Origin of the sequence: Burkholderia sp. Se-20373 (assembly GCF_017104705.1) — a bacterium.
In the GTDB taxonomy this organism is placed as follows: domain Bacteria; phylum Pseudomonadota; class Gammaproteobacteria; order Burkholderiales; family Burkholderiaceae; genus Burkholderia.
The window spans coordinates 35,862-58,593 of sequence record NZ_JAAGPH010000008.1 but is presented as its reverse complement, the minus strand read 5'-3'; the positions used below and the strand labels follow the sequence as shown (position 1 = coordinate 58,593).

The window sequence follows — 22,732 nt, the reverse complement described above, 5'->3', positions numbered from 1 at the left end:
AGGAAGCGAACAACAATGAAGACCAACCGCGCCCGGTATCAAACCAGGACCGACGACACAGTGGCCCGCTACCTACAACGAGCAGATAGCCTGCTGAGCAGGATTGCGGACGAGATGCAGTTGCCAGAGGACGCCTATCCGGCACCGAGCGATGTGGTCGCCTACATGAAACGGCACGCGCACGAGTGGAAGTGGTCCACCTTCAGGCAGTACCAAGCCAGCCTCGTATGCCGCTACCAAATCGAATTCGACCGCAATGGCGACCCGATATTTGACGCCACCGCGAACGAGATCCGGGCACTGCCTTATTCGGAATGCAAACCGGAACGTGAACCAGGCCAAACATCGTCGCGAAAGAGGAAGGGCATCCCGAAGCGGGACTACGACGTGCTCGTTGCCAACCTGGCAAACCCAAAACAGGGTGGTGACTACGCGAAGCGGACCGCTCTGTGGCTGATGGCTGCGCTCGCCACGGGCCTGCGTCCGTGCGAGTGGCAGAAAGCAGAACTGTCTGATGACGAAGCGGCGCTCGTCGTCCAGAACGCCAAGGCCACCAACGGGCGTGCAACAGGCGTAAGCCGTACCGTGCCCGTGCGCCCGGATGACCTGCCGGTCATTCGGGCGCACCTCGACGCATTGCGCGAGCTACGCGGCAAGGGCATGACTTTCAACCAGATACACAACCGCTGCGGCGAGGCATTGAATCGCGCGTGCAAAGCTATCTGGGGAAAGGACTCATCCAAGCGGTATGCGCTGTACTCCGCACGACACCAGTTCGCCGCCAACACAAAAGCCGTCGCGTCGACAGAGGAGGTTGCCGCACTTCTAGGCCACAGTTCAACGAGAACTGCGCGCCGGCACTACGCACCACGCCGGTCCGCCTGGCTGCAATTCAAGCAGAATGCGAAGCCGGAAGTGTCCAACGATCCAACGCCGAAACCCAACTGAATCACAGCGTACTCAGGTGGATTGCTCGCGACCGTCATCACACGTATCATGTATACGATACGTAATCGGAGGCTTCCATGAGCGTTGAAACCAAGCCGGCATCGCAGCCGACTCCAGAGCAGGCGAAGGTGATTGGCACGAAGGCGCGGCGCGTCGGCGTAAATGCTTATGCAGGCACCGGGAAGACGACGACCGCGGTGAAGTACGCGGAAGCTCGCCCGCAAGAGAAGTTCCTGTACATGGCATACAACGCGAGCATCGCAAAGGAAGCGAAGACGAAGTTCCCTTCATGGGTCGAGTGCCGCACCATGCACTCACTCGCCTATGGCGCAATCGTGCCCCGGCTCTTCGCTGAACTTGGGAATGCAGGGTGGTCAGCCAAGCTCGGTGACATGCGTCCGATGGCGATCGCGAAGGCAATGCAGGTGAATCCGCGCATGGCGCGGCTGATCAAGTCCACGCTCGAGTCGTGGCTCTGCTCGGCCGACAAAACCATCACCGACCAGAGTATCCCCAAGGATCTGAAGGTTCCGACAGGGCAGCGTGCAATCGTCGTCCAGAGCGCGAAGGATCTGTTCGCGAAGATGTGCGATCCCAAATGTGCCGATGTCACGCTCCCGCACGACGGTTACCTCAAGCTCTGGCAGCTCACCAATCCCGATCTGTCCCGCAAATTCACCTCCATCATCTGCGACGAAGCGCAGGATCTGAATCCGACCGTACTGGACATCATCAAGAACCAGAAAACTGGTCTGCTCGTCATCGGCGACGAAAACCAGGCCATCTATCAGTTTCGCGGGGCCACGAACGCAATGCGCGAGATCCCGGTTGATGAACGGCACTTCCTTACGACTAGCTTCCGATTTGGGTCCGGGGTCGCGGCCGTAGCCACCGCGCTCCTCGGCACGTTCCGCAAGATTCCCCGTCCCATCACCGGCCTGGGTAAGCACCGAACGACGCAGTTTGAAATCGATCGCTCGCAAACCTACTGCACGATCTCGCGTACCAACGCCTCCTTATTCGACGCGGCCGTTTCCAACTTGGAGTCCGGTAAGCCGTACCACTTCATCGGAGGTACCGAGAAGTACCGCTTCGACATGATGATGGACGCGTACTACCTGACGACGGGTGAACACCATCTGATCAGGGACGTGGCAATAAAGCAGTTCACCACGCTGGCGCACCTGAAGTCAGCCGCGGAAGACACCGACGATCGCGAACTGAAATTCCTCGCGAAAATCGCGGAAACCTACGGCGAACGCATCCCGGATCTGATCGAAGAACTCAAGAGCCGACACAACGCCACGGTGACCCCGCAAACACTCAAAGGCGGCATCGTCTTCACGACGGCGCACAGTTCGAAAGGTCTGGAATTCGACCAGGTTGTGCTGACCGAGGACTATTTCGAGTTAACGGACGATAAAGAAATCCTGCTGCCTGCCGATAAGGTACCTGAAGAGGAACTGAATCTGCTGTACGTTGCTGCAACCCGCGCCGAGCGCGCGATCCAACTCAACGAGAGCATCCGTAGTTTGCTTCGCGCGGTGCAGCGCATGTCCGACGACAACAAGAACGCAGCGTCCGCGACCACCGTCGATGCGCAGAACAACGACGGCACGGAAAAGCTGGCCTCGTTCGCCGCACACCGCTGACGCAAAGATGCGTCGATTTCGACGCATCTGCTCTCCGGCAAATCTCGCGCGTCGATCGGCGCGCCGCACGACGCCACAACGCTCCGCCCACGCCACGCGCTACGCATATGTGAATGCGTAGCGCTCTTAGCGCTGTTCGTAACAAAGTGCAACTGCACTTGACGTTACCTAAAATTGCTTGACAAGCAAAAACGCGGCGAGAATAATTTGCGTACCGTTATAACGATATAGAATACACACACTTTCAACATGGCCACCGACTCAAAGCCTCTTACGCTTTTGAAGGCGTATCGGATCGTCAACAACCTCGACACGAACAAGATCTGCACGAAGGCGGATATCTCGCGTCCGTATCTGACCCGGCTGGAGCAAGGCGCAATTCCGAGCCCGGACATTGCCGAACGTCTGGTGAAGGTGTTGAAGGACCAAGACTGCGCGCGCGCCACGCTGCCGTCCGCGCAGTCTGCCAAGATCGAAATGCTCGAATGCGCTCGCCGGCTAATCACGACCATTGCGGCGCAGCACCCTGAATTTGAACGCGAGGGCATACGGGAAATACATTTGCTGTACCCGGCGCGCTTCCAGGTGGGAGGACTCTAATGGCAACGCCGACTCAGAAGTCGCGCGCGTCTTCACCGGGCTGGATGGGAATACATCCGGCCGTGCGTCTGCTCGCAGAGACATTTCTCTATAAGTTCAGTTGGCCGAAACTGCTCGGCAGCAACATGATCCTCGCGATCGCGCTGCTCGCTTCGATCATCTTGAATGCGGTGCTCATCAATCGCGATGTGCCGCCTGTTTATTTTGCCGTTACCCCGGAAGGCCGCCTTATCCGGCTGGTCCCGCTGAATGAACCGCTCGTTTCGCAGGAAAAGGTCGTGCAGTTCGCCCAAGACTGCATTTCGCGATCGTTCACGCTGACGTTCGTGGACAAGGATCTCAGAGAGCATCTGAACTCTCTCCATGGCGTCAAAGGGTGCTACACCGATCAGGGATACCAGGCGCTGATCGCTGATCAGGGGTACTCCGACCTCATCGCAAAGATCCGTGGTCGGCAGCAAATTTCCTCCGTCGTTGCAACCGGCGCTGGCGTCGTGACAGCCACCTCGAAACGAGGCGATCCAATCTACAAATGGACCGTCCAGCAACCCATTTCGATCACGCTGGTGAGCCAAACGGAGAAGCGATCGTACTCGTTCATTATCGAGACCAATATTGAAAGAGTCCCGACTGTCGACAGCCCGGATGGCATCTCAACGAGTGCTACCCGATTCCTCGGCAACGGCGTAAACAACTAGGTGACGGCATGACTGACGGCTTCAAACCCCTTCCCACGGCAATCGATATTGCTCAGGATTCGCAGGAAAAGGAGGGCACTCACCCGCTGGCAAGCGTTGAGGGCACCGACTGGCATCAAGTGTTCGAACTGATCGATCCGTTCATTGCAAGCCGCGATGAACTGGAGGAACTGTGGCGCACGGCACCCAACCGTCGCGCGCAGGATTGGCTCGCCGGCATCATGGACACGCGAAAGATGTATGCGGTGGTGACGGGCAATCCGTTCTAAGGCGAAATCGATGACGAGCGCATTCACGAAGTCGATGTGCTTGCTCGCGCTTGTCGGCGCAGCGCAAGTTGCAAGCGCACAAATGACGCAGACGAATCGGGCAGGCGCAGCAGGGCAGACACCCTACAGTTCCGGCGCAGCAGGGCAGCCTCCGGCTAGTCAGACCTCATACGCGACTGGCGCAGCAGGCTCGATGCCGAACGCAGGGGGAAACGTCTATTCGGCCCCCAACGCACCGAGACCGCTACCTCCATTGGTGGACCAGGCGACTGTCAACTATGACGCCGCCGTCAGTACGATGTCACCCCTGACCGGCGACCAGATCAAAGCTCTGCGAAAGCGCATCGATCAAGCGAAACGCGCGGCATCCACCAGCGCTAGAACGCCATCGAAGCCCGTCTCGTCATCGATTACGGTGGATCTCTCGCCGGGCGCACCGCCGCCGATTGTGCGCGTGAGCCACCTCGGGGCAACCGTCAACTTCATCGACAGCACTGGCGCGCCGTGGGACATCATCGAAGTGAACAATATGGCGAAGGGTCGGTTCGATGTGCTGAAACCTGTCGCGGCGATACCATCGATCACGATCACTGCGGACGGAGACTATGTTGAAGGCGATGTTGCGGTCTTCCTCAAAGACCTTCCATTTCCGATCGTCGTAAAGATGGTCGCTGGCCAAAAGGAGACGGACTACCGCCTTGACGTGCGCATTCCACGCCGAGGACCGAACGCAATCGCACCCGTGCGCGGTACGACCGCGATCGATCTGCCCAAGGACTACATGCAGTCCCTACTGGACGGCGTAGATACGCCAGGCGCGAAGCCCATCCGTATTGAAAACGCGTCTTCGGATATGAAGGCGTGGGCAATTGGCGATCGTATCGTGTTGCGAACCAGCCTTTCGCTGAGCAACCCGGCCTACTACGGAATTCTGACGGCGGCTGACGGTACCCACGTCTACGAAATCCCGCAGACGCCCGTCGTCACAGTGAGCGCCAACGGCGCAACCCGAAACATCATTCTTGATCTGGAGTAACGATGGCCGGCAATGATTCTCGAAAGCTGCACCCTGGCTTTATGCGCAACGCAAAGGTCATTGGTGGAATCGTCGTCTTGGCTATCGTCTGTGCAGGGGTGGCATTTGCCGCCATGAAACACCGCAAGGATCAGGCGGCGCAGTTCGACATCCCGACCGTTGACTCGCAAGGCGGCACGCCCTCGCAGGAGTCGCCGCACTATACGCAAGCGCTCAATAGCCAGAACCAGGAGGGGTTGGCGAAAGCTCAAAAAACTGGCGCGACCTTCGTTCCCGCGCTTTCCGACAACACCCAACTGGAGCAGCAGCTTCAACAGCGGAACGACAACACGCCTCCTGAGCGAATCGACTATCAGCATCCGGGCGGGTCACAGCAAGCGCAACAAGCGCAGCAGCTACCGCCGCTGCCCGCGCCATCTCCGGGTGTAAGTCAGCAAATCCAGAGCCTCGCGAACCAATGGGACAACCCCCCACAGTCACAAGAAGTGCTCGGCTTGCAAAAGCAGGGGGAGCAGACTGCCGCCGCGACAACGGCGCAACGCGACATGACTGGCACGCCCACTGGCGCAGCGCAAGCGAGAACTGCAATCATCAAGGACAGCGAGAAGTACTACGCTCACCTCGAAAATGGCATTGACACGAGCGTGCCGTCCGACGTTCTCGCGGTACTCGACCAAGGCCCTTGTAAAGGCTCGGAACTCCGCGGAACTGGCAAGCTCACAAACCAGAGCGTCAGCGCATCATTCTCAACGATGACCTGCCAAGGCAGAACCGTTGCGATCAATGCAGTCGCGTTGAATGACAAGACGCTCAGCAATGCGCTGCCAGCAGATATCGATCACCACATACCGGAGCGCGTCCTGATTCCGGGCATTCTTGGCGCTCTCGGCGCGGCAGGGAGCGTATACAGCAACGCCGGATCAACAGTGACTCAGAACGCGATCGGTGGCGTTACCCAGGTGAACAACCCCAACCCAAGCAGCAAGCAACTGATCGGTGCAGGGGTTTCAGGTGGCATTCAAGGGATGCAAGGCGTCATACAACAGGAAGTCTCCTCCATTCCGGCGATCACCGGCCGCGTGGAAATGAACACTCCCGTGCTGATCCTGTTTAGGCAGGATGTGATCATCCAATAGTCGTCATTTCCATGTCTGATTATTTACGTATAATTACCTCGATACGCATTTAATAGCGAGCGACCATATGAGCGAACACGATCATTTCTCGGCGAACCTGGATGGTCCTTCGGTCGATGAGCATCCGAATGTCACCGTGCACCCCGATGCAGACGGTGCCGACGTCACGACCTTTGACACCGAGCCGAAGAAGAAACGCTCGATCCCGACACCCGTCCTGCTGGCGGGCGGCGCTGCGCTCGTAATGGCAGCCATGTTCGGTTACAAGCATTTCTTTTCGAAACCGAACACGCAGTTCACGAACGCGCCGGTTACCGCATTGCCGTCCGACACCGGCGGGATGATTCCCAATACAGCAACCCCCTCGCCATTGCCGCCGCAAGCTGGAACGACGGATGCAACTCAAGGGGGCGTAACCCCGTTGCCGGCACAGGCAGCGAATCCGGGGATTCCCACGGGCCCTGTTCCGACCGTCGCATCGGGGTCTATGGCTGCTGATTCAGCAAGCACCAAGGGCAACGGCTTGCCGCTCGACATGGGCACGTCGTCGCCGGCCGTTGGCGCGAATGCTGCGCCACCGGCTGCTGCTGCATCGGCTGTCGCTGCCACGGTGACGCCCGCATCTGGCGCAGTGAGCGGAGCTGCGGGAGGAATTATCACTGGCGCGAGTTCCGTCACGACGGCGGCACCGGCTTCCGCTGCGCCCGATGCGACAGAAACGGATGCGAAGGACGCCGAAATCCGCAAGCTCAAACGAGAACTGAAGGCCGCACGAAGCGCTTTGGCGCATCGTGGTCCGCACGGTAGCAAGGCTGCGACCGTCGCTCAATCCAACTCGAGCGCTACCGACGAGCCCGACGCGACCACCGACGCCCCCGTGAAGAAAGCCACGACGCATGCGCGCCATACGGGCAAACACAAGCGTCGAGGTGTCGAGGTTCAGCTTGGCTACCACATCAAACAGGTGATCCCCGGCCAAGGTTGGGTCGTAGACGAGGAAAGCGGCAAGCAGATCGTCGTGGCCGTAGGCGACAAGATCGGGGCATCGGAAGTCACGCGGATCGATGCTGATAACTACAAAATCTATACGACTGCGGGAGTAATTCAGTAATGGACCTGACTACGATCGTCGTCAACATTGCTCAGGACATCATCGCGTTCCAGGCTCTTGCGCAGACGGTCGCTGTTGGCATCGGCATCTTCTATTGCAGCAAGGCTATCTCGGACGCGATGCGCAAGTCGGCATCGCCAGGTGCCGACATTTCAGGCCAAAGCATTTTCTCGGCGTTCTTTATCGGTGCGCTGATCGTCCACTTTTCGGGTGCCGTAAATAGCACGCTCGCGTCGATGGGTGAGAGCGAAGCAACCTACGGCCTCGTCGCCTACTCAGGCGCGTCCGCAGCTGGTGCATTCGGGCCAGCCATAAACGCCGTGCTGACGATCATTTCGACCTTCGGTTGGTGGTACGGACTGAAGGGATGGACGATGTTGCGAAAGGCATCCAACGGCGGTGGAGGAGGAGGGTACGAAGACTACGCATGGAAGGGTTTTATTCACATCCTTGGTGGTGCGGCTCTCGTGAACATCACCGCCACACTGGATGCTTTTAAAGCAACGATGGGTTTGACCTTTTAACCGCTATGGAGCAACACCAATGAAACACTACATCGCCCGGCTTCACCTCTACGCACTGACGCATCGCAACGTCGTTCTTGCGGCAGTCTTCGGCCTCGCCTTCTTCGGCAGGCTCGCATTCACGAATCCCGCACTCGACATTGCGATCGTCGTTCTGGCTATCGCGGTTACGTGGCATTCGCTCCTGCCCGACAACCTTCGACTTTCAAATTTCCGGCTTGCGGTCACGATCTTCGGGTCGCTGATCGGGACGAGCCTTTTGTTCGCGGCTCCTGCTGAAGCAATTAGCCTTGGTGGCATCGCGAAGTCCCTGAAGAACGACATGGGATCTGCATTCGACGCACTGGTCTATGCCTGCTACGGCTGCGGTATCACCGCGACCGGCGTCGGGATCAACAACGGCATCAAGAAGAGCAAGGGCGATCAGCAGGTCACCACCGGCTCGATCTTCGGCTACGGCCTCGGCGGTCCCGCGCTTGGCATGGTCGGCTACATCATGGATTCCGCCGGTGAGTCCATGGGCGGTGGCTCGAGCAGCATGAACAAGCTGCCGGGCGGCCTGTAACAGCGCACCTCGACCACGAGACCAACGCCATGAGCACGCCCATCGACTCGCGCCAGCACGTCACGCTTGACGAGGATGCGGTGCGCAATGCCGGGGTCTCGTGGGACGAAGCAACGCAAGGTATGGCCGCTCCGCATCCGGATCTCGGAGCAAACTTCGTTTCCCGTCGTTACCGGGACATCGTTTTTTCCGTCAAACGGAAGATTTGGCGTCAGGACGACGAAGGCATGGAGTCGGCAAATGCCGAATACAAGAAAAAGCGTCCAGCAGTTCTGGTAAAAGGCGGCAACAGGTGCGTCTTCTGTGGCTTTCGCTCAAAGCACACCGAAGTCCACCACTGCAACGACAACCATGCAGACAACCGCGACGAGAATCTCGCGATCGCCGATCCGCTTTGCCACGGCACGCAGCACATCGGCCAGGTTGGAAGCCAGCGCCAAGGGGTCTTCATCAACCTTGAAGGAATGCCTCAGTCTGAGGTCAACCACCTCCAGCGCACGATCGCCGTCGTGCTGGAGATGGGAAGTGAGCAGGAAAAGTCCGACGCTCGCGCGCTGTTGCAACATCTGGCCAGCCGCGCTGAATTGATCGCCTCGGAGTGGGGAAGTGCGAATCCTTCCGACTTCGCGAACGCGCTGCTACGTCTTCACGACGAAGACTTCGACAAGCGTGTGAGCGCCTTCAGTGGAATGGCATTGCTGTATCGTCCTGTCCGTTTTATGGAGTACATCGGTCAGTGGATCGAAGAGAGCTACAAGTCGCTTCCTCTAAAGATGTGGGGTCAAATTTATGAGCGCGCACGAGCAGCAAGGTAGTGCTCTCGCGACTTCGGACCCAAAAGACAATGCTGTCGCCTGCCCTGAGATCGGCATCATGCTGTACGACAACCCGAAGGAATGCACCTCGGGGCATGCTTCCGTCAACGGCTCGACACCGACGCATGTTCGGCAGCCGTCCGACCTAGCGAACAACGTTATCTGGATAACGAACGCCGACTACGGGCAGTTCATAACGCTCGGGCATCGGAACGTCCACAACTTGCGCGGGAACACCTTTCTCCGCACGCAGGTCCATCAGATCGCCGCCGATCTCGGTTACGAGCTGGCGGGAGCACATGCAGTCGACGCGGCACCGGTTTTGTCGGAGGTCGCCTCACGCGTATTCAAACTCGCGGCAGCCAGCTATGAATGGAAGGCCGGCGAGATTGCGAACGCCGACTCGCTGCATGAGAACATCAAGTCGCGATTCCCGCGGGATGTGTATCCATCGAACAATCCAGCGCTCGAACGCGCGCTGCGCGCTGCATATCAAACCGATTCGGCAATCACACGAGCAGACTTCGTTCCGAATTCGGTTTTCCTGACACTGCGAATGAACCGGTTGGCTCACGCCAAGAAGATACTTTCCTGCCCGATTCCGGATGATGCGTGGGAACACGTATCGGAAGTGAAGCTGCCAGTCAGTCAACGCGAACGCCTGGCCTTCTGCCTAAAGCATGACACGCCGATTCTTGCCGAAGTCGTAATGGACATGACCCGCGCCGACTCCGAATACGCGGCACTCGCTGCATTCGGCCAGAAGGTTGCGTCTCGTATGGTTCTGCGCGAATGGGTGTCCCATCCGGAACTGATCTGGTTATCTCGCTTCGCGCCGATCGAGATCAAGTCCGTATTCCGCTCTGCTGAATACAAGGCACTGCACGAACGGATGCAGCTTCCGCGGACCTTGGTGGAAGATCCGCTGATGGAGTTGTCCTACTCGGCTGGCCTTCTCGCGGAAAACCATTGGGTGTCGCTGGCGACCGACGAATACAACCGTCTCTTGAAAAAGAAGTCGCTGACTCCGCGAGCGGTGTGGCTTCGCGCGGCAGATCGCGCGTTGTGCTTCTCGCTTGCGAAGAAGGCCCTCGATCAAGGCTTTACCGTGACCGGCTATTCCGCCGGCGCGGTGCGAGTTCGTCTGCTTCGTTCCGAGCTATTCCGCGCGCTGGAGTTCGCTGTCGAGAACCAAGTGGTCTGCCCGAACTTCAACCGCCTCATCCAGGAGGACGACGTCCATGCTGCCACCGGATAACGAACCCCTCGACTTCGCCATGCTCGCCGAGGTGATGTGCGCAGCAGCGATTCGCTCGGGAGATTTGCTCAGATTGGACAAGATCGCCGAATTGCCTATGTCCGACCGAGCGATGCACGCGACGATGGTGATCAGCAAGTCAGCAGCAGCCGATCCCGATATCGCGAGAGTCCTAACAGAAACGAAAGCAGTTCAAACCATGCGTCAAGAAATTATGCGCCGGAGATCGAATCCATGACCATCGTATCAACCGTTCTGGACAATGTGGAGTCGCTGATCGCGTGGGTATCGAGCCACGCACTCGGTGCAGATCTGCCGTCGTACTGCCAGCTTGAGACCGCCATTGGCCTTGATCCTGATGACCCACGGGCGAAGCAGATGGCCGCGATGGACCCGAAAGGGGCGCGTCCGTACATCCTCATCACGCGGCAATGTGCAATGCTGACTGTCTTCGAATTGACAGGTTCGATGGACGTAGTAGGAGACGCCGAGTTCGAGCAGATCACTGACGATCTTCGTCGCGCGATGACCTCTTACTTCCAGAAAGCCGGCCACTCTGTGGAGATCTCGTTTGAGCGCGACCCGGACATGATCCGGTCGAAGGTCAAGAACCTGATGCAACCGGCATACGACACCTGTGACCGCATCGGTCTTGACCTGAAGGACATGCTGGACGATCGGTGCGATCGCGTGGCCGATCTTTGCTCTCATGAGTCATGCTACGTGATGCTTTACACACACCTGTCTTCGATGGCTCCCGACGAGTTGAAACGGGAGATGGAGACGCACAAGCTGCGCATTAAGGAAAGCAAGGTTCAGCCGATGCTGGAAGCGCAGTCCGTAACCGCGATTCTGAAGGGGCTGCTGCATCGCCACGAAACGTTCGTCGATGCAATGGAGCGCGATTTCCTGCACGCGAAGCTACACGTCGAAAGACTATCCACGCACCAAGCCGCGAGAGCAATCCGCCAGTCGTATGATCGTCGGCGTACGGACCACAAGTGGAAGCCCGTACTTCCTGGTGACAAGTTCACTCCTCGCGATATGCGTAATGGCTCCCCCAGTGGCTACTACTTGCCGAGGCTTCAGGAGCAGATGTGTTCCGGGAAGATTCACGCCGATGGCGACTACGTGTACGTCAACGGCGAATATCACGGCTCTGCTTACATGGAGGTGGGTCCGCAGGAGATCCACGACTTCATGATGCTGTTCAATCGTGTCGGGAAGGACATTCCTTGGCGGATCAAATTCTCAATCGAGCCCGGCGGCCTAGAAGCGAACAAATTCAAGAACGTGATGGTCAGCGTTATCGGCTTCTTGGGCAGTACGAACAAGGCTATCAAGCGGTCGTTCGATGCGATTGAACAGGCGCGACAAAACAATGAATGCATCGTCACCGTTCGAATCACTGCCTCAACATGGGGTCCGGACAAGAAAACGTGCGAGGACCGTCTATCGGCACTGGTGAGCGCGATGCAGGGGTGGGGCGTATCGCAGATCAGCACGGACACTGGTGATCCTATCCAAGGCCTTGCGTCGACCGTTCCGGGCTTCACCGATAAGTCAGTCGCTCCTAAGCTGATTCCGCCTTTGTCGGACATCGTTCGCCTGTTGCCGATTCAACGTGCAGCCTCACCATGGTGGGCCGGTGGCTCAATTCTGCTGCGAACCTTGGACGGTAAGGTGTACCCGTTCCAGCCGAACTCCTCGTTGCAGACTGCCTGGATCGACCTGATCTGGGCAATCATGGGCTCGGGCAAGTCTGTGTGGCTCAACACGCTCAATCTCGGCGCGATATTGTCGCCGGGCCTTCGCCGCCTCCCGCTGATCACGATCATCGACGTGGGTGTGAGTTCGAGTGGGCTCATCGAGCTTCTGCAGAACGCATTGCCGGACGACCGCAAACACGAAGCCATCTACATTCGACTCAAGAACAATGCCGAGTTCGCGATCAATCCGTTCGATACGCTACCCGGTTGCCGGCATCCAACCGAAATGGATCGCGAGTATCTGGTGTCTTTGTTGACCGCGCTCGCGACACCGGTCGGAAAGAAGGAGCCCTACGCGAACGCGCCTGAACTGGCCGGGATGCTCGTGGACGAGGTGTATCAGAAATATTCCTCACCGGGATCTGAGAAGCGTTATGAGCCGACGATCGATGCAGATGTCGATGCTGCTCTGGAATCGATCGGTTTCCACCACGATGAGTACACGTCCTGGTGGAATGTGACTGATGCCCTGACCGTTGCAGGGAAAACGCGTGAGTCGCGACTTGCCCAACGGTTTGCAGTCCCGGTGCTGTCGGACGTTATCGAAGCTCTCGGCGCGGAGAGCGTTCGCTCAATCTTTTCACCGAAGGAGGACTCCAAGGCGAAGGTCGAGAACGGGATGGACCTGTTGGACGCCATGGGAATGGTTATAACGTCGGCGCTCCGCGATTTCCCGATCATCGCATCGCATACGAGATTCGAGCTGAGCGATCAATCGCGAGTGGTGGCGCTCGATCTGGAAGAGGTGACGCGAGGATCTGGTGAGACAGGTGAACGGCGAGCCGAGATCATGTTCGTTTTCGCGCGTCAGATCGCTGCACGCCAATACTACTTGCCGGAAGACATTTCCGAGCTTGCCCCCTCGATCTACCACGAGACCCACAAGCAAAAGTACGAGGACATCAAGGACGAGATGAAGGCGATGTGCATGGACGAGCTTCACCGGACAGCGGGTAAGAAGTCCATTCGGCGTTTGCTCTCACTCGATCGCCGAGAAGGGCGCAAGCACGGAATCCGCGTATCACTCGCCTCTCAGTTCATGACCGACTTCGAGACGGACGGCGAATCGATTACCGAATCCGCTTTCTCGGTCTACATCATGAACGCCGGCAGTGAGAAGTCGCGGAAGGAGGCGAAGGACATGTTCGGTCTGTCGGATTCGGCAATCCAGGCGTTGAAGCGTGATGTGCGCGGTGCCGGCAAATTCCTCGTGTGGCATCAGACGAAGAGCGGCGTGGTAACGCAGGTGCTTCACAACGCGCCTGGTGCAATCGAGTTGTGGGCGTTCTCGACCACGGCGAAGGATGTCGGGCTTCGCCGGCGGCTGTATAAGCGCATGGCGCCCGCTCTCGCACGAAAGATTCTCGCCAAGGAATTTCCGAGTGGAAGTGCCGCGCAATACATGGAAGCCCGGCAAGCTGAACAGGGCGCGAAGGATGACGACAACATCATCGACACGGTCGCCAATGAACTGATCGTGAAGTACCACCTTGACACGCAAACGGAGCGCGCAGCATGAGCGATAGAAAGCAACGTAGCCGCGCAGGTAGGGTAGTTCGCTTCGGACTGCTTTCGCTTGTCCCTGGCTACCCGATTTACAAGGCGGCCGCATCCCTGAAGGAGAATATCCGGTTAGGGGCCAAGACGCTTGCTGACCGGAACCGTCAGTTGGCAGAGCAGCGCAAAGATCCTCGCGTCGTAACGTACAACGAAGCCCTTGCCAAACGGACAGCCGAGTCCCTGCCACTCGAGGCGATCGAACTGTCATGCGTCAGGCACAAGCGCTTCTTCCTTGCCATTGCCACTGTTTCGGCGGCGTTTCTGTTCGGCAGCACATTGGGAGGGAACTATTTCGGGACATTCCTCGGCGGGCTGTTCGTCCTCTTTTGCCTGATGCTCGCCGTCAAGTACGAGCACCGTCTATGGCAGATGGAAACCGGACGGGCTTCGCCTGACGAACCGCTTGGCGGTTTCCGGAAGTTCTTCGCCACGAGCGGTGTGCTGAAGCGAGTACTGAATCCGCGCCTTTTCTAGGCGATCCTATGTCCTGATATATTCGTATCGTTATATCGATACACAAGAGGAAGACCAATGAAGCCATTACCGAGAAGGTGGGGAGCAAGAGCGGCAGCGTTCAGCTTGTTTGCAACCTCCATGGCCGCGTCTGCTCAATCGTCCGTTTCCATGGGCGACATCCAGAATGCGGCAAACCGTGGCGGCGACAAGTCCATGTCGCTACTGGAACTGGTCTACGGGTCGGTGGTACACAACCCGCTTGCGACCGGCGGTGGATCGGGCGGAATGATTGCGCAGCTTTTCCTCGTGCTGAACGCATGCATGCTTGCCGTCGGCGCGATTTGGGCCATGTATCACTTTGGCTCCGCAATGATCGCCACCGGGCAGGATGGCGAGTTCATGGGACAGAAGAAATCGTCCCCGTGGTTCATCATCCGCATGGGTGTCGGCTTCACGGGCCTGGTGCCCATCTTCGGAGGATATTGTGGCGCGCAGATGGTGATGCTTTGGGGAACCATGATTGGCGTCGGGATTGCGAATCTCTCGCTCGACGCGGCCGTGTCCGTTCTCAACAGCGGTGGATCGATGATCGCAACGCCAGCCTCACCGCAGGCAACGACTCTCGCGAAGGCTCTCTTTGAAGCGAACCTCTGCGCGCAATCTGCCAATACGGCGATCGCGAACATGCCAAACGACAGCGGCGTGTCCGTCGATGCGGCCGAAAATTTCAACGCGATCACGACCAGCAACAAGGTCGTGCTCATGAACAAGCGAGGACTCTCGTGCGGCGGCGCTGAAATCAGAATCGCTAAACCGTCCACGCTACCGTCGTCAGATGGTATGGCCGCCTATTCGCTCGACCCCAGCTCGATCAACTCGCAGATGTTGAGCGCTCATCAGAGCGCGCTGACCACGCTCCAGTCCACGTTGTCGGCCGCGGCGCAAGCTTACGTGTCGGCCGTGAATGGCCAAAGCCAGCCGGCCGATCCGCAGAACACGATCAACCAAGCCGCTCTCCAGTACGAGAAGACGATTACGGATGCGATATCGAATTCCTCGAATGCGATCAGCGGATTGTCGAGCGTAATCCAGTCGAACCTGAAACGCGACGGCTGGATCATGATGGGCGCTTGGTATCAAACTTTCGCCCAGGCGAACTCGCAAGTAACTGCACTTGCAAACGCGACGGCCGCCGCCGTACCCGGCACTGATCCCCACAACATGCCGTACCCGCAGCTATACCGCAAGGTGAGCGCAGCATACGAGCAGCAAAACCAGCAGGGTGCATCAACATCGACATCGACCACGCAAAGCATGGTCAGCGACCTGACCACAGGTACAACGGACCCGAAGAACTTGATCACGAAAATCTTTCCCGGCCAGCAGCTTGTAAAGATGGCTATCAATCTGAACACGGGCCAAGGGCCGGGGGGGTCGACCAATCCGCTCATAGGCATGAAGAATCTCGGAGACTACATTCTCGATGCTGGCTGGTTTGCGCTTGGAGCGTATGCCGTCGTGAAGGGATTGGAGGGTGCTTCGGAGTCCAATGTAGGCACTGTTCTGGGCGTTGTCGGTGACGTGGCGACTGGTGGCATGCTCGGGGCAGCCAAGGGTGCGGCAAAAGGTGTCCTCAGTGCATTGGCACCGTTTATCGTGATCATGTGCATCACGCTGTTCTTCTTTGGCGCGATGCTCTCGATCTATATTCCTATGCTCCCGTTCATCATCTGGTTCAGCGGCGTGCTGTCGTGGTACGCCGTAGTCGGCGAGTCGATGGTTGCATCGCCTCTATGGGCGATGACGCACTTGGACGGCGAAGGTGAGGGTATGGGCCAGCGCCCGACGCACGGCTACATCTTTCTGCTCAACGTCATGTTCCGGCCGGTTTTCATGGAGATCGGCTTCGTCCTGGCGGGAGCCGGCGTCGTAGTGTTGGGAACGCTGCTGAATACGATGTTCGGCGTGGCCATGCAGAATGCGCAGTACGACTCTGTCACGGGCCTGGTGAGTATCGTTGGCTTTATCGTCCTCTATGTCGGTATGTGCCAAACGTTGTGCAACAGTACGTTCAGCCTCATCCACATCGTTCCTGACCAGGTGTTCTCGTGGGTTGGTGGCCAGATGGCATCGCGGATGCCCGAGCTTGAGGATCGTGTGAACCGGCTCTTCGGTGCGGGTGTCGGGCACGGCGGCAGCAATGCCCGCGGGCTTGGCACATCTCTCGGCGGTGGTGGCCCCGGCACGCCTGCCGGTCCAACGCGTGGTACGCCTGTCGGCAAGATGGATGTGTAGCGCAACGCGCCTGTCAAAAAGCGAAAAGCCCGCGGTCAGCGGGCTTTTTCATTACTCGGCTCGGTCGGTTGCTTACGCAGCGCGCTTACCGTTCGCAACGGGATTGAAACCGCCGTCGAAGATCCGTTGCCGGTTCTGCTGCACGAGCAAGTAGCTGCGTGGGTCCACACGTGCGATTTCCTTGATCGCGGCGTCCTTCAACGCTTCCATCCCCGCAGCGTTCGCTTGGCTGATGCGAAGCTGACGCTCAAGGTTTTCGGCGTAGGCTTTCCACTGCTCTGCGCTACGATGCGCCGCCTGTGCCCGACCAAAAATCACTGCGTCCATTTTTCGCTCCTGCGATGTGCCGAACGATCGGCTTGGTTTGAACTATAGCGCAAGGTTTTCGGTCCTCGCAACATCCAATTTAGCAAATCACAGCGATTCGCGTCGTTTCGTATCGCCTATATGCTGCGTAGAACGGTCGAGGCGGGCTTCGGAGCACTTCACCCGTCCCTTCCCCTTAAGAGACCGCGAAGATCGGCATACCGGCCGTTTTGGTGGCTCACTCAAGTCGCGCCCTCATGTCACTTTGCGATCGGTGGTCAAGGTTTTCTATCTTATTCGTGGTCGAAGCCTGTGGATCTGTGGATAGCCGCCGACCTGTTGGCAGGGAGTGGGCAACCCGAAGGGTTGTCCATCCCTGTCAACAGGGAACCGCGAAGCGGTTAGGCGGGTACCCTGCGTAGCAGGGCTATCCACAAATCCATAGGCCAATTGACCACTGACTTATTCACAGAAAACTGCGTCTTACTAGTTGCATAGAGATAATTATTTGTAAACCAACAGGGTAAACCTATAGGCGTAAACTACTTGAGACCGCCGCAAACCCAATACTGGCATGGGTTTGCAAGAGATCCGCGCGACCATTTAACCTCATGAGCGCGACCAATTAACCTCATACCCGCGACTAATTCACCTCAGGGCCGCGACTAATTCACCCCGGATAACTTATAACGGCGCGACCAATTAACCCTGAATAAATCGGCCTATCCACAGGGTTTATCCACAGGGCGAGGCGCGACTAGATAACCTCAACCGGGCTCGGACAAGGGCGCGACCATTTAACCTCATGCGCGACCAGATAACCCCTGCGCGACCAGATAACCTCAACTCCTCCCTGCGCGACCAAATAACCTCAGGCGGGGCGCGACTAGATAACCCCAAGGCGCATAGCGCGACCAAATAACCTCGACATGCGTGGGCAGGCGCGACCAAATAACCTCAGATTGTCGGCGTGGCCTGAAAGTTAGGGTGCGTCGAAGGTGCGTCGATTCTGCGTCACCTGTCTCCGGGAGGGGGGGCGCGACCAAATAACCTCATCGAAACGGCGTGAGCGCTTGCTTTCGATCAGAAGGATGGGGGTGAGTGCTTACTTTCGCGCAGGCGCGCTGCGGAGCGGGACGCAATAGGGCGCGAGTCGCGCGGGGGGGGCGCGACCAAATAACCTCAGGGACTGAGGGTCTCAGCGGTTGACGACTTCGAGGCGGGGTGCGACCGGTGTGGGCGATGGCAGGAGGACGAGGCCACTTTCGCTGTAGTCCACGTTGAGCCGTGGGTAGACAGCCTTGACCGAATTGAGCGCCTTGAGGAAATCAGCGCGGAAGTCACGCAGACGCCCGTAGCTCGAGCCGAACTGGTTATAAAGCTGTTGCCATGTCGGGCGCGAGGAGGTTTTCAGCGAGAACATCCGGTAGGCGAGCCACTGGTAGATGTCCAGTTCAAGCGGCGATTGCTGCAATGCGAGGACTGCACGAAGATCCAGCGGAATGCAATGCGCGGTGATCTCGTTGAAGAACTTCTCCGTCAGGGTGATCTCGCTTTGGAACAGCGAATCCTGACGCTCGTGCTCGTTTTGGTCGAAAAACAGCGTGAAATCTTCGGCGAATTGCAGCAGATCGGTCCGCTTCATCTTCGCCGTGTCCAGGTCGCCAGTGATGAACGCCGCACGGGCGTTGAGCAAGCGGTCAGCCTGATCGATGAGGCGACGGCCAGCCCCGTTCTTTCCCCGGCTACGGTCGATATTCAGTTTGCGGCAGAACTCGGCGAAGTTGCCTCCGGTGCTGATACGCCGGCTGCCTGTTCGAACGGCTTCCGAAGTCAGCCAGATTACAAACAAGCGTGGGTACGTCCCGAACGGAATGCCCTTAAGCGGGTCGCCCTGAATCCACAGGGTGTAGTCGCCGTTCTTCCGGACCCAGGCGCCATTTGTAAGCTGCTCTGGCTTGGGATTGCGATACGGGAGGGATGCCGAGACCAGGCACTTTGCGCCGAAAGCCTTTTCGTCGTCCCGCGGCTCTGCGGAGAGGATATCCGTGGACGTGTCGATGATCTTGGCGCTGCGATGGACGCTTTGACGTGCTAGTGAAGTGGTTTCGGACATGAGCAATGCTCCCGAGGCGGCTCAAAAGATTCTGTATAGATACAACGATACGGAATCTACAAAATTCGATCCATTATGTCAAGGTAGATCATACGTCAAATGATTGTGAATCGCCAAGTGGCCGGGCGGGATATTGCAGGGATTAGGCCGGAATAGCGCGCTGCACAACGGCGCGAACGGCCGCACGGACTGAAGCGCGCGTGCAACGCGGTCATGTTATCGCGCGTTGGTTTTCGGGGACGAGGGAGCGCGGCCGAGGCTCGAGATTTAGCGGGGGATGAAGCGCTTGCGGGGATCGATCTGGTTACGCGGGTCGATCGCTTTGGCGGTGCGATCGGATACGACGGTTTGGGACGAGCCCGCGATGTGCTCGCCGAAGTGGGCAATTTCAGCGAGCAGTCCGAGGCCGCCGAGTGTGGCGAGGTGATTCAGTCCTTCTGTTTCGCCGCGTTCCAGTTCAGACACGACTGCGCGAGCAATCGCGGACGGCTTGATGACCGGCGTCGGTTGCGTGCTGACGGGCTGCTCGGAACGGGGCTTCAGCTTGGGTTTGATCGGTGCGTTCACCGGAACCTCCTTGACTGGTAGGCAAAAAATTGACGGAATTACGTATCATGACTACTATACGCAATCTGCAAACCGATCCTAGCACAATGGTCCGTGGCCTTGGAAACCCGCGCAGCGATCTAATCGACCTGATGACTTCCGAAGTCGGTCGGATGGTTGCGCGCCGAATTGATGATGCACATGGATATGACACAGCAAAGCCACGCAAGGCAGTGCGGTCCGCGGCCGTTCGTATGGTCGAGATCGTCCGGGCGATGGATCGCGATCAGATGGAGGCTTGTCACGCTGAGCTGAACAGGTTCTTTCGGCTGGTCCCGTTCAGTGAAGCGATTCCGGTTGCAATCGAGATCGAACTGAAGTGGCCGCACCACATCGAGACGTTGCCAGAAGCAAACCAGCGGCTCGATCTGATTCGAAAGGGCGGTGAGTACGCGATGATTTTTAGTCCGGAAAAGATCGAGAACGTGCTCGCCTGCATCGCCGAAATCGAGGCGAGGCAATAGCGATGCCATACATGCCGTTCCCCGTTCAGGAACAGTCGTTCCAGGCGTGCGTAGTGCAGGCTGAACAGAAGTATTCGGTTCCGTCCTGCATCTTGAGAGCCGTCCATGAAGTCGAGTCGTCGGGCAATCTTAGCCCCGGCATCGTGCGCGCCAACCGCAACGGCACGAAGGACTATGGCATCACGCAGATCAACACGGTGTGGATCAACTATTTCCAGCGGAACTTCGGTATTTCAGCGACGCAGTTTGCCAACAACGCGTGCCTTGCGGTGAATGGTGCGGCCTACATCATCCGATACGAGATCAATGCGTCGGGTGACTTCTGGACTGGCGTCGGGCGTTATCACAGCCGGACTCCCGGAGAACATGACAGGTACGTCAGAAAGGTCGCCACGGAAGCAGAGAGGTTCGGATGCCAGATCAGGTAAGCAATCGTAGCTCGGCTCCGCTCGTCATCCTATCGGCCATCATTTTCGGTGTCGCGATGGTACTGATGTGGCACCTCAAGCACGAGGCAATCACTCAGAAGCTGCTCATCTGGAAGGCTTACGAAGTCATGCCAATTTCGTACCTTTCGGACACGGCCGACGGATTGAAGGGGCGACTGGTTCTCTATTTCCGCTACGCGCGAGTGATGACGTTCAAGGAAGTATTCATTCTTGGATGGCAAATCGGCGCGTTCTACGTCGTGATCCCCATTGGATTGAGCGTTTGGATCGCGTGGAAAGCTTCGCGGCATCCGGTCGTTCTCGCGACGCGCGTCCATACCGTGCAATCGCTTCTTGAGGTGCAGAGCAAGTCGTTCTCTGCTGTTGCCCCTATCCTTCAGCGCGACCTGACGGATGATCCTTCACCTGAATGGGCCTCGTCCATGCATCCCGAAGAGTGGGTTGCTGAGCATGGGTTGATCGTCAATGAGCGATTGGAGTTCGACCTGACAAGAGACCTGTTGGTCGGGCAGTTAGGTAAACCGGTCAAGTCGCTGTCGAAACTGAAAGCACACGAGAAAGCACTATTCGCGATCTTCGGGCTACGGGTTTTCTTCAAGGACACGAAGGCTTCGCAGGCATTGATTGATGCGCTCAACTATAGCGCGGTCAACGTCAAGTCGAAGCCGGATTTTTCGTTGGCGCGCGAAGCGTTTGAGCGATGCGCGGGCGCGAAGCCGGCGAAGAAATGGCTGATGAAGCATCCGTATCCGAGGACGCTACTGATGGCGCTGCTTATCGAGTCCAGGCAGATGGGCGTGCTTCCGTCGTCAAACTTCATTTGGCTTAAGCCGTTGGATCGCGCGCTTTGGTATCCGTTGAACACCGCTGGTCGGAAGGTGCCGTTCATGGAGTCGGCCGGCGTCTTCAATCAAATGCAAGCCGAGGAAGTGGCGTGGGACAACAACTGTGTGCTTACTGATCCGCACGTTGATGATGCGATCAAGGGGCTCCAGCAATACCTCGAAGAGACCGGCATCCTTGATGCACCGACGAAAAACGAATTTACGCTAAGGAATCCAAATGAGACTCAGTCTTGAAAGAAACGCTCCGATGCCGAAAGATTGCGTGCTGATCGAACCGGACGGAACAGTGTTCACGTCGTTCATGCAAACCGGCTTCATCAAGGCAATTTCGCGCACCAAGTACGCGAGTGGCGATGCGGCGGCAACGGGGGCGTTCATGGTGTCGTCGGCCGAACCGAAGGAAGGTGACGAGGGCTACGCGATGCATGCGCTGACGTTCGTCAGCGAGGTGGCCGGCGACGAGAAGATCGTGGTCCTGGAGCGGTTTCATACGAAGGATGAAGCCGACGCGGCGTGGTTGATGGTGCATCGATCGCTTCGTCGGTACGTGGTCAATGAGCGGCGCAAACGTGCGTGGCGAACGTTCCTGCGATATGTTGGCGTACCGTTTATCGTGCTCGCGGTGGGGATGGCGATGGTGCGCTATCTCGATTCCCACAACGGCTCTCTCGAAGCCCTGAACGCGATTATGCGCGCGGCGGGGACCATGGGTGGCCCGTCGGCCGTCCAGAGCAGTCCGCTCCCTCAAGCCGCGAGCGCTGGCACGCCCGTTGCTGATGCGTCCCATGCTGCCGCGGTGTCCAATGTCTCGCAGATGGCGTCGATTCACTTCGGGTTGGACAATCAACCGCCCGAAAAGACCCTGTATGTCTACTCGGACCCGAACTGTCCTGCCTGCAAGCAGTTCGAGGCGCACATTGACGATCTGGCAAAGGACTTTTCCGTCTACGTGCTGCCCGTTGCCTATCAGGGGGATGACCGCGGCATGGCTGCGGCCAATGCGCTCTGCGCCAAGGACCAACAGGGGGCATGGGCTCAAGCGGTTGGCGGTGTGTTGTTCCCCGCAGGCAGCGATTGCCTCGCGGGCTACACCGGCGTGAAGGCGAACATGCAGCAGTTCGAGCGACTCGGCTTCAATTCGACGCCGCGCGTTGTGAGCGGGACGGGCTTCATCTTCCCGGAAGGTGCACCGGCCAAGATGATTCGGCTGCAAGCTGCCGAGAAGTAAAACCCGCACGAGCAACCGACACGAAT

General features: G+C 58.0%; 23 protein-coding genes. 20 read left to right on the top strand and 3 right to left on the bottom strand.

Translation table 11 applies throughout. The annotated features are described in order from the left end of the window. Positions 1 to 15: 15 nt before the first annotated feature. The 16 genes from G3N96_RS04805 (at position 16) to G3N96_RS04730 (ending at position 16,692) form a co-directional block, all read left to right on the top strand. Positions 16 to 948: a site-specific integrase gene (locus tag G3N96_RS04805; RefSeq protein WP_241022484.1), complete on the top strand. Its 933-nt coding sequence runs from the start codon at positions 16 to 18 to the stop codon at positions 946 to 948. Between the two features lie 77 nt (positions 949 to 1,025). Then, the gene (locus G3N96_RS04800; RefSeq protein ID WP_206136436.1) at positions 1,026 to 2,600 is read left to right on the top strand and encodes a UvrD-helicase domain-containing protein; all 1,575 of its coding nucleotides are present in this window, start codon (positions 1,026 to 1,028) and stop codon (positions 2,598 to 2,600) included. Between the two features lie 249 nt (positions 2,601 to 2,849). Further along, entirely contained in the window at positions 2,850 to 3,200 is a 351-nt protein-coding gene (locus G3N96_RS04795; protein ID WP_206136435.1) for a helix-turn-helix transcriptional regulator, read from the top strand. Beyond that, positions 3,200 to 3,898, top strand: a complete 699-nt coding sequence (locus G3N96_RS04790) for a DotI/IcmL family type IV secretion protein (protein WP_206136434.1) — start codon at positions 3,200 to 3,202, stop codon at positions 3,896 to 3,898. The genes G3N96_RS04795 and G3N96_RS04790 overlap by 1 nt, the downstream gene beginning before the upstream one ends. 8 nt (positions 3,899 to 3,906) lie before the next feature. After that, positions 3,907 to 4,167, top strand: coding sequence for a hypothetical protein (locus tag G3N96_RS04785; RefSeq protein ID WP_206136433.1), 261 nt, complete (start codon positions 3,907 to 3,909; stop codon positions 4,165 to 4,167). Between the two features lie 298 nt (positions 4,168 to 4,465). Further along, positions 4,466 to 5,203 (top strand): DotH/IcmK family type IV secretion protein, encoded by a 738-nt coding sequence (locus G3N96_RS04780; RefSeq protein ID WP_206136432.1) that lies wholly within the window; start codon positions 4,466 to 4,468, stop codon positions 5,201 to 5,203. A gap of 2 nt (positions 5,204 to 5,205) precedes the next feature. Further along, positions 5,206 to 6,339, top strand: coding sequence for a DotG/IcmE/VirB10 family protein (locus G3N96_RS04775; protein WP_206136431.1), 1,134 nt, complete (start codon positions 5,206 to 5,208; stop codon positions 6,337 to 6,339). Between the two features lie 67 nt (positions 6,340 to 6,406). After that, positions 6,407 to 7,450, top strand: a complete 1,044-nt coding sequence (locus G3N96_RS04770) for a hypothetical protein (protein ID WP_206136430.1) — start codon at positions 6,407 to 6,409, stop codon at positions 7,448 to 7,450. After that, positions 7,450 to 7,974: a conjugal transfer protein TraQ gene (traQ, locus tag G3N96_RS04765; RefSeq protein ID WP_206136429.1), complete on the top strand. Its 525-nt coding sequence runs from the start codon at positions 7,450 to 7,452 to the stop codon at positions 7,972 to 7,974. The genes G3N96_RS04770 and traQ overlap by 1 nt, the downstream gene beginning before the upstream one ends. 19 nt (positions 7,975 to 7,993) lie before the next feature. Next, positions 7,994 to 8,539 carry a hypothetical protein gene (locus G3N96_RS04760; protein ID WP_206136428.1) on the top strand — a complete coding sequence of 182 codons (546 nt, stop codon included), beginning with the start codon at positions 7,994 to 7,996 and terminating at the stop codon, positions 8,537 to 8,539. A 29-nt stretch (positions 8,540 to 8,568) separates the two neighbouring features. After that, complete coding sequence (locus G3N96_RS04755) at positions 8,569 to 9,354, top strand: HNH endonuclease (protein WP_206136427.1); 786 nt, start codon at positions 8,569 to 8,571, stop codon at positions 9,352 to 9,354. 58 nt (positions 9,355 to 9,412) lie between these two features. Next, positions 9,413 to 10,612 (top strand): hypothetical protein, encoded by a 1,200-nt coding sequence (locus tag G3N96_RS04750; RefSeq protein ID WP_206136426.1) that lies wholly within the window; start codon positions 9,413 to 9,415, stop codon positions 10,610 to 10,612. Continuing rightward, complete coding sequence (locus tag G3N96_RS04745; protein WP_143066212.1) at positions 10,596 to 10,850, top strand: hypothetical protein; 255 nt, start codon at positions 10,596 to 10,598, stop codon at positions 10,848 to 10,850. Before G3N96_RS04750 ends, G3N96_RS04745 begins: the two co-directional genes overlap by 17 nt. Beyond that, on the top strand, positions 10,847 to 13,900 hold the full coding sequence (locus tag G3N96_RS04740) for a hypothetical protein (protein WP_206136425.1): 3,054 nt from the start codon (positions 10,847 to 10,849) through the stop codon (positions 13,898 to 13,900). The genes G3N96_RS04745 and G3N96_RS04740 overlap by 4 nt, the downstream gene beginning before the upstream one ends. Continuing rightward, a complete protein-coding gene (locus G3N96_RS04735; protein ID WP_206136424.1) occupies positions 13,897 to 14,415 on the top strand; it encodes a hypothetical protein in 519 nt (172 codons plus the stop codon). The genes G3N96_RS04740 and G3N96_RS04735 overlap by 4 nt, the downstream gene beginning before the upstream one ends. Before the next feature lie 150 nt (positions 14,416 to 14,565). After that, entirely contained in the window at positions 14,566 to 16,692 is a 2,127-nt protein-coding gene (locus tag G3N96_RS04730) for a DotA/TraY family protein (protein WP_206136423.1), read from the top strand. Positions 16,693 to 16,764: 72 nt separating this feature from the next. On the opposite strand, the gene G3N96_RS04725 is transcribed toward G3N96_RS04730, so the two are convergent. From G3N96_RS04725 to G3N96_RS04715, 3 genes are all read right to left on the bottom strand, one after another. Then, positions 16,765 to 17,019: a hypothetical protein gene (locus G3N96_RS04725; RefSeq protein ID WP_091924166.1), complete on the bottom strand. Its 255-nt coding sequence runs from the start codon at positions 17,017 to 17,019 to the stop codon at positions 16,765 to 16,767. Positions 17,020 to 18,196: 1,177 nt separating this feature from the next. Next, positions 18,197 to 19,114 (bottom strand): replication protein RepA, encoded by a 918-nt coding sequence (locus tag G3N96_RS04720; RefSeq protein ID WP_206136422.1) that lies wholly within the window; start codon positions 19,112 to 19,114, stop codon positions 18,197 to 18,199. Between the two features lie 267 nt (positions 19,115 to 19,381). After that, complete coding sequence (locus G3N96_RS04715; protein WP_206136421.1) at positions 19,382 to 19,681, bottom strand: hypothetical protein; 300 nt, start codon at positions 19,679 to 19,681, stop codon at positions 19,382 to 19,384. 47 nt (positions 19,682 to 19,728) lie between these two features. Here G3N96_RS04715 and G3N96_RS04710 point away from each other — a divergent pair, with 47 nt between their 5' ends. The 4 genes from G3N96_RS04710 to G3N96_RS04695 are packed head-to-tail and all read left to right on the top strand — an operon-like array spanning position 19,729 to position 22,706. Next, the gene (locus tag G3N96_RS04710) at positions 19,729 to 20,184 is read left to right on the top strand and encodes a hypothetical protein (protein ID WP_206136420.1); all 456 of its coding nucleotides are present in this window, start codon (positions 19,729 to 19,731) and stop codon (positions 20,182 to 20,184) included. An 11-nt stretch (positions 20,185 to 20,195) separates the two neighbouring features. Further along, on the top strand, positions 20,196 to 20,612 hold the full coding sequence (locus G3N96_RS04705) for a lytic transglycosylase domain-containing protein (protein ID WP_206136419.1): 417 nt from the start codon (positions 20,196 to 20,198) through the stop codon (positions 20,610 to 20,612). Beyond that, on the top strand, positions 20,597 to 21,712 hold the full coding sequence (locus G3N96_RS04700; protein ID WP_206136418.1) for a conjugal transfer protein TrbA: 1,116 nt from the start codon (positions 20,597 to 20,599) through the stop codon (positions 21,710 to 21,712). The genes G3N96_RS04705 and G3N96_RS04700 overlap by 16 nt, the downstream gene beginning before the upstream one ends. Further along, on the top strand, positions 21,696 to 22,706 hold the full coding sequence (locus G3N96_RS04695) for a thioredoxin fold domain-containing protein (protein ID WP_206136417.1): 1,011 nt from the start codon (positions 21,696 to 21,698) through the stop codon (positions 22,704 to 22,706). Before G3N96_RS04700 ends, G3N96_RS04695 begins: the two co-directional genes overlap by 17 nt. Positions 22,707 to 22,732: the final 26 nt, after the last annotated feature.

What these genes read in the sequence shown, in the direction of transcription:
- G3N96_RS04805 (WP_241022484.1), top strand. Translation starts at nt 16, where the DNA reads ATGAAGACCAACCGCGCCCGGTATCAAACCAGGACCGACGACACAGTG.
- G3N96_RS04800 (WP_206136436.1), top strand. Translation starts at nt 1,026, where the DNA reads ATGAGCGTTGAAACCAAGCCGGCATCGCAGCCGACTCCAGAGCAGGCG.
- G3N96_RS04795 (WP_206136435.1), top strand. Translation starts at nt 2,850, where the DNA reads ATGGCCACCGACTCAAAGCCTCTTACGCTTTTGAAGGCGTATCGGATC.
- G3N96_RS04790 (WP_206136434.1), top strand. Translation starts at nt 3,200, where the DNA reads ATGGCAACGCCGACTCAGAAGTCGCGCGCGTCTTCACCGGGCTGGATG.
- G3N96_RS04785 (WP_206136433.1), top strand. Translation starts at nt 3,907, where the DNA reads ATGACTGACGGCTTCAAACCCCTTCCCACGGCAATCGATATTGCTCAG.
- G3N96_RS04780 (WP_206136432.1), top strand. Translation starts at nt 4,466, where the DNA reads ATGTCACCCCTGACCGGCGACCAGATCAAAGCTCTGCGAAAGCGCATC.
- G3N96_RS04775 (WP_206136431.1), top strand. Translation starts at nt 5,206, where the DNA reads ATGGCCGGCAATGATTCTCGAAAGCTGCACCCTGGCTTTATGCGCAAC.
- G3N96_RS04770 (WP_206136430.1), top strand. Translation starts at nt 6,407, where the DNA reads ATGAGCGAACACGATCATTTCTCGGCGAACCTGGATGGTCCTTCGGTC.
- traQ (WP_206136429.1), top strand. Translation starts at nt 7,450, where the DNA reads ATGGACCTGACTACGATCGTCGTCAACATTGCTCAGGACATCATCGCG.
- G3N96_RS04760 (WP_206136428.1), top strand. Translation starts at nt 7,994, where the DNA reads ATGAAACACTACATCGCCCGGCTTCACCTCTACGCACTGACGCATCGC.
- G3N96_RS04755 (WP_206136427.1), top strand. Translation starts at nt 8,569, where the DNA reads ATGAGCACGCCCATCGACTCGCGCCAGCACGTCACGCTTGACGAGGAT.
- G3N96_RS04750 (WP_206136426.1), top strand. Translation starts at nt 9,413, where the DNA reads ATGCTGTACGACAACCCGAAGGAATGCACCTCGGGGCATGCTTCCGTC.
- G3N96_RS04745 (WP_143066212.1), top strand. Translation starts at nt 10,596, where the DNA reads ATGCTGCCACCGGATAACGAACCCCTCGACTTCGCCATGCTCGCCGAG.
- G3N96_RS04740 (WP_206136425.1), top strand. Translation starts at nt 10,847, where the DNA reads ATGACCATCGTATCAACCGTTCTGGACAATGTGGAGTCGCTGATCGCG.
- G3N96_RS04735 (WP_206136424.1), top strand. Translation starts at nt 13,897, where the DNA reads ATGAGCGATAGAAAGCAACGTAGCCGCGCAGGTAGGGTAGTTCGCTTC.
- G3N96_RS04730 (WP_206136423.1), top strand. Translation starts at nt 14,566, where the DNA reads ATGGGCGACATCCAGAATGCGGCAAACCGTGGCGGCGACAAGTCCATG.
- G3N96_RS04725 (WP_091924166.1), bottom strand. Translation starts at nt 17,019, where the DNA reads ATGGACGCAGTGATTTTTGGTCGGGCACAGGCGGCGCATCGTAGCGCA.
- G3N96_RS04720 (WP_206136422.1), bottom strand. Translation starts at nt 19,114, where the DNA reads ATGTCCGAAACCACTTCACTAGCACGTCAAAGCGTCCATCGCAGCGCC.
- G3N96_RS04710 (WP_206136420.1), top strand. Translation starts at nt 19,729, where the DNA reads ATGACTACTATACGCAATCTGCAAACCGATCCTAGCACAATGGTCCGT.
- G3N96_RS04705 (WP_206136419.1), top strand. Translation starts at nt 20,196, where the DNA reads ATGCCGTTCCCCGTTCAGGAACAGTCGTTCCAGGCGTGCGTAGTGCAG.
- G3N96_RS04700 (WP_206136418.1), top strand. Translation starts at nt 20,597, where the DNA reads ATGCCAGATCAGGTAAGCAATCGTAGCTCGGCTCCGCTCGTCATCCTA.
- G3N96_RS04695 (WP_206136417.1), top strand. Translation starts at nt 21,696, where the DNA reads ATGAGACTCAGTCTTGAAAGAAACGCTCCGATGCCGAAAGATTGCGTG.